General features: G+C 55.3%; 2 protein-coding genes. Both read right to left on the bottom strand.

Annotated features, from left to right (window positions below):
* On the bottom strand, window positions 1-8,082 hold an 8,082-nt coding region (locus tag ACOTYN_RS19745), incomplete at its 3' end, for a hemagglutinin repeat-containing protein (protein ID WP_421634771.1).
* Between the two features lie 14 nt (window positions 8,083-8,096).
* Complete coding sequence (locus ACOTYN_RS19740) at window positions 8,097-9,830, bottom strand: ShlB/FhaC/HecB family hemolysin secretion/activation protein (protein WP_071922903.1); 1,734 nt, start codon at window positions 9,828-9,830, stop codon at window positions 8,097-8,099.

The following is a 9,830-nucleotide window of genomic DNA, read 5'->3' as shown; positions in this document are numbered from 1 at the left end:
GTCGGTGCCTTTCGGGTTGCTCGACGGCGCCACGCCGTTGGTCATGTCGCCGTTCCACTTTCTGTGCTCAGGCGTTTTCGGCATATCTTTGCCGGTTTTACCGGTTGCAGAACCCGGAGAAAGCGTTGGGTAATTCGTATTTGGAACGTCCCATTTTTTCTTCGGCGTTGTGCTGTCAGCCGGTTTCGGCGCAGGCTTCAGATCGTCCGCTTTCGACGGCGTAACGGCAGGCACCGCTTCGCTGTGCGCGGTTTCAGACGGGGTGGTATCCGTCTTCGTCGTGCTGTCAGCCGGTTTCGGTGCAGGCTTCAGGTCATCCGCTTTCGACGGCGTAACGGCAGGCACCGCTTCGCTGTGCGCGGTTTCAGACGGGGTGGTATCCGTCTTCGTCGTGCTGTCAGCCGGTTTCGGCGCAGGCTTCAGATCGTCCGCTTTCGACGGCTTAACGGCAGGCACCTCGTCGCTGTGCGCGGTTCCAGACGGGGTGGTATCCGTCTTCGTCGTGCTGTCAGCCGGTTTTGGCGCAGGCTTAAGATTGTCCGCTTTCGACGGCGTAACGGCAGGCACCGCTTCGCTGTGCGCAGGTTTCGCTGGCGTATCCTCTTTCTTCTTCGTGCCATCGCCTGAATGCTTCGACGAGCCGCCGCCATTGCGGTGGTCGCTCGGCGTATCGACGTCGTAACTGCCTTTTTTCTTCTTACCGATACCAGGATCCGCAAGGGTATAGGAGATATTGTTACCCGCTTCTTTTTCGTCACGGGTGACAACGGACATCTCATCCTTGTTGGTGTTGATCTCGCCAGTCGTACCTTTGCTGGTGGTGTCACCCACGGAAATGGTGGATTTCTGCGTTTCGTTACGGTGGATCTCATCGACCGTATCCACGTAGATGTTAGCCGATGGAATGCCGCCTTTTTTACCCGGCAAACCACCGATACCTACGCCGCCACCGCCGTACAGGCCGTCCTGCTCAACGGTATCTTGCAGGTCTTTGGCGTTGATATTGCCAGCAACGTTGACGTTACCGGTGCCATTATCAGAGACGATATTGGCCCCCGCCATGTTGAGGTCGCCCCCGGTTTTCACCTGCACGTCCCCCGTGGTGTGAATGCCGGACTGTTTCGCGGTGGTTGCCGAGTCATAAGCCTCTGAGCCGCCGCCGCCGTTAACGGCTCCGGTAGGCATCACGCCTTTCGTCGACACGGCTACACCGACGGATGCACCCCAGTTGGCACGCTCGTTGTCCGTGTGAACCGTATCCTGAAGGGAGTTCACGGTCATATCCCCTGCAACATCCACGTCTGCGGTATTGGCATCAATGTTGGCACCGCTCATGGTCATGTCGCCGCCGGACTTAATTTTGACGTCGCCTGCCGTAATGGTGCTGTTGGTGTAGCTGGTGCTGTTGCCTGTTCCGGTCTCTTTGCTGCCGCTGTAGTCGACAGACGCGCCGCCACTCACGCCGGAGAGATCCACGCCCACGCCAGCCGAGATGCCCGCCGAGTGCTCCTCGGTGGTGTTGCTGTAGCTGGACGTGGATTTCGCTGCATTCATGTTCACATCGCCGCCTGCGTTAATTTCAACGTTCTGGCCGCTAATGTCTGTTCCGTTCAACGTGGTGTCTTTTTTGGTGTTGATCGAAACGTTATTGGCGCTGATGTGGTTAATGTTTTCCGCCGTGGAGGTGGAGGTTGAGTGCGATTTAGACGAACTGCCGCCAATGGTAACGGAACCGCCAGCCAGATCGTTAAGCAGCAGGTTAGAGGCCTCGCCCAGCACTTCCGCAGCCGTTGTTCCGGCGTTGGCAGTCTGGCCTTCGGTGCCTTTTTCAATCAGGTTACCGGCTTTATCAAAGGTATCTACAAGGGTGCTGTGGGCTTCACCCGTGATACCAAACGACGTCGCTTTATGGGATGAGGTGTTTTTCATCTCATCTTCATATTTCGTGGTCGCGACGTCCTCGGCGTTGATGGTCAGGGCATTGCCCGCGCTGAGATCCGCCCCGCCGATGTCAGCGGTCTTACCGGCTTCAATCGTCCCGGACTGGCCAAAGTTGATTGCGGCATTGGTGTTCTTTTTGCTGTCGGTGACGGACGAGTCACTGGAGGTGCTCATGCCAAACGTGAAGCCAGCCGTATCATTGACCGGCGCACGGCCAGGCTTCTTGCCGATAGCGGAGGTGTCGGATTCTGATCCTGCGCTGACATAGTCGCCGGAGGTCGTTTCGGTGCTGCCGCCGTCCATGGTGCCGTAGCTGGTGTTAACCGACTGGCCGCCGCCGCTGACGCCCGCGCTGATGACAAACTCGCGTGACGAGCTGTGCTGTTCTTCGTGAGCAACGTCCTGGGACGTTTTGATCGTCACGTCATTTTCAGCGGTGATGCTGCCGGTCTGGGCGTTGTAGGTCCCCCCTTCCATCACTACGTCGTTTTTGGCCTCGATACTCATGTTGCCGCCAGCGGAAACATTCGCACCAATGGCTTTGCCCGTGGTGGTTGAGGTATCAGACATCGTGTAGTTGAGCGCGCTTCTGACGTCGTTATCAATGATACGCGTGGCGTCAATTTCATGCAGGTCATTGAAGGTGACGTCGCCGTCGGTGGCCTTCATGCTTACATCCTGACCCGCCGTAATATCCGACGCGTTGGAGGTGATAGATTTAGCCTCCATGTTAATGCTGCCGCCTGCGGTAACGCCGTCCTCAAAGGCGTGGATCACCTGCTTGCCGCTCTCATCGCGCCCTACGCTGGCCGTCATGGTGATGTCACCCTGAGCTGCGGACATGTTCACGTCGCCCTCAGCGTTAATCGCCGCGCCGTTGTTATTGATATTGCCGCTGGTGCTGGACATATTGATGTCGCCGCCCGCAGAGATACCCGCGCTCATGCCGTTGCTAACGTTGTTGATATCCCCATCAGAGACCAGCGTCATGTCGCCTTTGGATGAGATTGTACCGTTGGCGTTATTGATGCTGTTCGCGTCGACGTTCATATCGCCACCGGCATGAACGGTCGCGGTGCCGCCGTTAACGTCTCCGCTCTCCATCTGACGAAGCGTTTCAGGGCACAGGTACACGACCGGGACCATCACGTCCACGCCGTTCACCGTCTGATTGACGAACCAGACGATATCGGCGTCCAGTCCGTTGCGCTGCTCCTCGGTCAGGGATTGACCGACAACCAGCCCCAGCTCGCTGTCCTGTGCGGCCACGCCTGCATTGTCCATCAGGGCCTGCACCAGCGCGTCGCCTTCCAGACCATCACGGATCGAAAAGAAACTGCCCACCGAGCTGTTGATCTCACGGCGGATCAATTCTGAGGTGAAGTAGTTATCACCAATAACGTTAACCGGCTTCTGCGGGTCATAGCCCACCTGCTCGAAGAAGTAATCCGATCCTGTGTAAGCGCTCTGATCGATCATAGACGGACGCGTTTCAAAGATCGGAACGATATTGTTGGCTGGCCCCGGATACGCCGTGCCATTTTTTTCCGCTTCGGCGGTTTTCTTAAAGTCGGTTGAGACTTCAAACATGCCCGGAATGGAGACCATATCCTTGATGGTTGGCATCGGGCTAATGCCCATCGCCAGCTCGTCAATTTTTTTGGTATTCACCTGGACATCGTAACCGGCAATGACCGTATCCACGGTGTATTCACCCACGTCGATATCGCTTACGTCGCTGTGGCTGTTAATCACCCCAGCGTCCGCAATACCGTTATCCAGCGTGCCGCCGTTATGCGTAAAGTTACCGCCCGCAGTGATCTCGCCTTTTTCAGAAGGAACGAAGTAGGTTTTATTGTTTTTTAATGCCTCATTATTGGAGGCTGTTACGCTCGCCCAGATACCGCACATTGTACCGTAGTCGGTGGTTTGCCAGGTTTCACCGAAGATGTCGGACATCATTTTGTTGAAAAGCGTGGACTCGTTGCCGGTCATCACGACGGCGTTGTACCAGAGCGCTTTTTCAGGGTCATCACTGCCTGTCTTACCGGCCGCTGCGCCATTGCCAAACTCGAAGTCGAGGAACTGGTAAAGGGTATCAAAGTTCCACGTTGACGTATGATAGGCACCTAAATGCCACTGATAGGTGAGCCCGCCCTGCATCTCTAACGGCAGCTGCAGATAATCATAAATGGACATTTCACCGTATTCCGGTGAGTTGTAGATATCACCGGTAACCGTAATATCTTTCGCTGCCTGAATCAGGCCACCTTTGTTTGTAATCTGTTTTCTGTCGTAGATATTGCGCTGGTTGATATTAATGTTGCCGCCCGCGCTGATCTCGGCCTGATGATCCAGTCTCAATCCCGAGGTCACAACCGGCATTGAGAAGTTAATCATGGTGTTAGATTTCGTCGCGAGATGCTCTACGGTGCTATATACCGCACTGGCGTTCTGATAACCCGTCATGGAGATTTCGTCGCCGGTATAGCTACTTTCGTTTCTGATGGATTCCGCGTCTAAATTCACGTCCTTCTCTGCGCGAATGATCCCGGCCTGGTTATGGATCTCCTTCGCGATAATCGACATATCGCCCATGCTGAGCACGTTACCCGACACGCCGTTGAAGAAAGTACCGTTACGGGCTTCCAGACTCATATCGCCCATCGTCCACAGCAGGCTACCGGCATTGTTAGTGATATTGCCCGCGGTGACGTTGAGATCGCCTCCGGTCACGATAGAGACGGCGTTGGTGAAATTACCGTCTGCATTCACGGTCAAATCGCCAATCGCTTCCATCTGGGTGCTATTGGTAAAGTCGCCGTGCGTGGTGAGCGCCATCGTGCGTCCGGCGTAGATATTCTGGTTATTGGCGTCGAGGGTCAGGCTGTTGTCGACGCTAAGCGTGAGATCGCGTCCGGCCTCAAGAATACCGGCCGTGTTGTTCAGGCTGGCGAGAGTCAGCTGCAGATCCCGGTCGGCGGTGATGGAGGCGTTGGCATCGTTTTGCAGGTTTTTGGTCGCAACAGCAATATTCGTGCCCGCAATGACTGCTTCAGTGGTGTTTTTGATGTTGCCTGTCTGAACATTCAGCGAGGTCGTTTTTGCCCCTGCGAGCACGGCTTCATCGCTGTTGTTAAGGGTGTTCTTCACGTTCAGCGTCAGGTTGTTATCCGTCGAGACAATGGCCGCGCCACTCTCGTTGGTCACATTCTCTGACGTCACGATCACATCGCCGCCCGCCACCAGAGTCGAATTCGAACCATTTTCACTGCCGCTGTTGAGGAGCGAATTTGCCGCGACGGTTAACGCCCCATCAACGGCCTGAATCACCCCACCGGAGAGGTTAGTCAGTACGCCAACGGCGTTCAGCACCGTGTTCATGCTGGCCGTGATCACCGCCTGGCTGGAGTTGGTCAGGGAATCCACATCCTCGATCGTCAGGTTCCGCAGGGCCATGAGCACATGGTCGCTCCCGTCGTTCATCAGGCTTCGGATATTGCGGATAATCAGATCGGTGCCCGCCTGCACGACGCCGTTATTGTGCAGCGTGTCGCCGTTCTGCATCGTAATGCTGCCATCGCTGAGGATCACCGAGGCATTGTTCAGCGTATTCACACCGTCCAGGGTCATGTTGCCCGAGGCGAGGAGCGCCGCGTCAGTGCTGTTGTTCAGCGTACCCACGTTGTTCATGCTGAGGGCATGCTCAGACTGGATCACCGCACTGTTGCTGTTGTTGAGCGTATCCACATTGCTGATTGTTACGCTGCCGCTACCGACCATCGCGGCGCTGTTGGTGTTGGATACGTTTGTGATGTTCAGCATCGCCAGCGCACCGTCTGCAACCACCTGAGACGCATCGTTGGTGAGGGTACCGATGTTGGACAGAGTGAGATTGCCGCTACTGTAGAGGGTGGCATCGCTGATGTTATTCAGCGTACCGATGTGGTCCAGCAGGATGGACGTCGCCTGAATGCCGGAGGCCGAGTTGGTCAGCGTTGTTGTGCCGGACAGATCCATCGCCCCACTCGCGAGCAGAACGGCGTCGCCCGTGTTGGTGAGAGTGGACATGTTGGTCAGGGTGACGTTTTTCCCCTGGATCCGGCTATTGTCGTTGGTCAGTGCAGTCGTCTGCGCGCCGTCCAGCGTAAGGTTTTCTCCCGCCAGGATCTCGCCGCCGTGGGTGTTATTTAATTGCTTACTGACGTTCAGCGCAACATCGCCCGCTGCGCTCAGGGTTCCGCCGTTGTTATTCAGCTTCGCCGCTTTCACCTGCGCTTTTTGTCTGGCGTTCAGCGTGCCGCTGTTTTCAAGCGTCGCGTCGGCGTTGGACGCGGTCAGGGTAACGTTTTTCCCCTCGATTTTGCCCTGGTTCTTGATGGATTTACCGCTGGCAGTGAGGGTGACATCTTTTTCGTTGCTGATGATGTTACCGCTGTTGTCGACGTCGCCGCCCACGTTCAGGCTGACGGCTGCCGCATCACCCACGAGGGTGCCGCTGTTGGTCAAGTTGCCGGTCGTGGTGACCTGCAGTGCGTCAGTGGTCGCACCGATGTTTCCACGGTTGTTCAGCGCGCTGGCGTTCATCACCAGCCGTTTTTCCGCGAAGATGCGGCCGTTGTTGTCCAGGTTCCCGACGCGGAGCGTCTGGTTATTGGATGCGTACAGCACGCCGTCGTTCTTCAGTGAGCCGGACGCAATCGTCAGGTCCCCCGTCGCGCTGACGGAGCCGCTGTTCACAAAGGCCTCTTTCAGGGTGAACTGCAGGGTGCCTTTTTTCGCCAGGACGCTGCCGCCGCCGTTATTCATGCTGCCTGCGGTAATCTGTACGTCACCGCTGTGGCTGATCACCTGGGTATCCGAGATCAGCGAGGCAAACGGCACTTCAACGCCGTTGACCTTCACAACGAAATCGCCGTTTTTCAGCGTCACGACGCCGTCTGCAATGACCTTGCCGTTGGCGTCCAGCGCCTGCAGTTTGCCGTTCAGGGTATACTGGCCCGCGACGTTAATCTGAATCGCCGGAACGGTGGTGGTGGTGTTGTTGGTTACCAGCGAGGCGGCGTTTTGCACCAGCGAGCTGGCATCAATGCGGATTTTGCCGGTTGAGGCGATCACGTCGTAATTCAGCGTGATGCCCGCCAGGGCGTTCATGATAATGTCGTTTTTTGCCTGAACGCCGGAAGTGGATTTGTTCAGGGTGATATTCTTGCCGGAGAGCGACATATTTTTCTCGCTCGACAGGCTGGCGAGCGTAATGTCGCCATCCGCGCTGATCTCGAGATCGCTGCTGGCGATAATGCCGCCGGCATGACGGACGCCCGCCCCGGATTCGGTGCTGATTAGCTGGATCTTTCCGCCGTACATGGAGCCAAGCGCGCTACCGTCGATAGCCACGGCCGGACCCCGTCCGTCGCCTTTGTTACGCACGGTGTGGCTACGGGTCGCAAGGTCGTAGTCGTTCTGGCCCGCCAGCACTTTGATGTCTGCTTTACCGGCAATTTCGCCTTCCAGCTGCGCGCTGCGGCTAACGATGTCAAAGTAGCCCAGCCCGTCGGTATTAATGCCCTGACCGGTGACGGATACCGCCCCTTTTTCGACCGCCAGCTTATAGGAACCGTCGTTATTTGCCTGCACTTTACCGGTGCTGAGGGTCAGGCTGTTGGCATTGATGGTGGTTGCGCCGTTCACGCTAATGCCGTTTTCGTTGGCAATGATGATGTCGGCCTTTTTACCGAAAACTTCCATCGTGCCGTTAATGTAGGACGCTTTCGCACCCGTTACTTCGCTGATAATGGCGCTGGCTTCGTGCTGCAGTTGGGCATTTTTTACCGCATAGCCGCCAATTTTCGTTACGCCGTCCTGCATGCTGTTGTTAAAGATCATCCCCTGTTTTTCAACGTTAAATTCGTTGAATTTATTCATGGAGATGCCTTTCGCATTAGGATCGGCAATATTCACCACGGGCGTGCCGTTGGCCGCCTGGCCCATGGTAGGGCCTTTCGACTGACGATTATCAGGCGTGGTTGCCGCATCGACGGGGGCCGAGAAAATGCCGGCCAAAGACAGATATAATGGGCAGAGCCGCTTATGCAAATTGCGCGTGGTTATTTTTCCGCTGCGTGTGTTTTTGTTTTTCATTATTCTTCCCTTTGTTAGAAGTTAATTTCCGTTTTGTAATAAACCACCGTATTATCGACGGTTTCTTCTTCCATTGAGTCTGGTTTTTTAACGGGCCACCCTGCCATAACGTAGGAAGAGAAATGGCTGCCAGTGGCTTTAACGCCCACTGATGCGCCCATCATGAATTGGCTGTCGCAGACATTGACGCCTTTCGGGCAATTATCTTTTGTGAAGCCAACGTCGTAGCCAATATAGGGCGTCAGCTGGTAAATACCGGCCAGTCCAATATCGAAAGGAAACTGCAGGCTATTGGCAATCCACGCGCCGCTGTCGCTCATCACGTTATCGTCTTTGAAACCACGAACGGTGTATTCATCGCCGATAGTCACTTTGGCATCACTCACCAGCACATCCGGCGTGTACTGAAAACCGCTGTTCAGCTCGTAGGTCATGCCGAGTCGGCCAAACTTAGCGAGCGGGCGCGTCCAGGAGGCAATGCCGTTGTATTTCAGATAATCGACGTCGAAACCCTCAAGGTCTTTGTCGCCGTCGCGGGCTGAACCAAACCACGGCACCGCCGCGGTGACGCTCAGATCGCCATAGAACCAGCCACCGCCCATGGCGCCAACGTAGGTCAGGCCCGACGCCAGCGAGGTGTAGGTTTTTGAGCTAACGTCAATGCGCGCGTTTTCGATGCCGTTGTAGTTATCCCGGCGTTCGACTTTCATCCAGGCGCTGGTTTTGCCCGTCGCGCCACGCATCAGCATGCGGCTGATACGCAGGGATGCACGCTCTGACGTGCCATCGGAATCGTAAATGCCGAAGCCGCCGTCGATGCCTTTTTCGTATTCGGATTTGTAATAGCTGGTATCAAACCCCCAATAGCCCAGCGGCACGCTGTAGCTAAATGACCAGGAGTCCTGTTTATCATTATTATTTTTCAGATCGTTCCAGGAGTAATACGCATTAAAAATGTCGTTTAATCCGGCAATATTTTTTGCCGTCAGGCTGCCGTAATATTGCTGCCAGCCTTCTGATTTGCTCCCGGAGTTATTTAACCCCGCCGCCGCGTCAATCGGAAATGAGGGCTGATGAATCAGGTTAAGATCGGAATAGCCATTAATGATTGAGGGTTCAACGCTAATATTATCCCTCTCCGAGACCCGCATCAGGTTCTCAACCATCTGGTCGACATCCTGCATATTGAGGATCTTGTCTTTGGCAAACGGGTAGGCGGTAAAAAGACGCGTGCTATCACGCAGGCCCGGTGTCTGGCCGTTCACCTTAAAATCGTTAATCTTTCCCCACAGCACGCGAAGCTTAAGCGTACCGCTCTTGATGTTGCCGGGGTCGATGCTGATAAGAGTGGTGGCATAGCCACGGGAAATATAAAAATCCGTTAACTCTTTCACTAAGGTGAAAATGTCAGATTTACCCAGATCCTTACCCAGATAACGCTGGACGATCTCCTCGCGCTGCGGCGATCCGTCGAACAGATGATCGTCGAGGATCTCGATCCGGGTTACGTTGAACTTCCACGATGAATTTGCCGGCAGGCCGGTCTCCGCGTCTTCGCCGCGAATTGCGCGCTGCTGTTGCAGCAACGCTTCCGTTCTTTTCGCCTCTTCAATCAGATACTGGTTACTCTGCCGCTCCAGGCGGTCAAGTTCCTGCTTGTTCTGAACTGAGGGCAGTATGGCGGCATGGGCCACCTGTAATAAAGGCAGTAAAAACAGGACGTTTTTGATTTTAAAATGACAACACAT

The sequence above is a fragment of the Enterobacter cloacae complex sp. IR5458 genome (assembly GCF_049238025.1).
Taxonomy (GTDB): domain Bacteria; phylum Pseudomonadota; class Gammaproteobacteria; order Enterobacterales; family Enterobacteriaceae; genus Enterobacter; species Enterobacter kobei.
The sequence above is the reverse complement of the archived record's forward strand: the minus strand, read 5'-3'. Positions and strand labels throughout refer to the sequence as shown.

Bases quoted from the DNA above. Each gene is read 5' to 3' on its own strand.
- ACOTYN_RS19740 (WP_071922903.1), bottom strand. From the start codon at position 9,830: ATGTGTTGTCATTTTAAAATCAAAAACGTCCTGTTTTTACTGCCTTTA.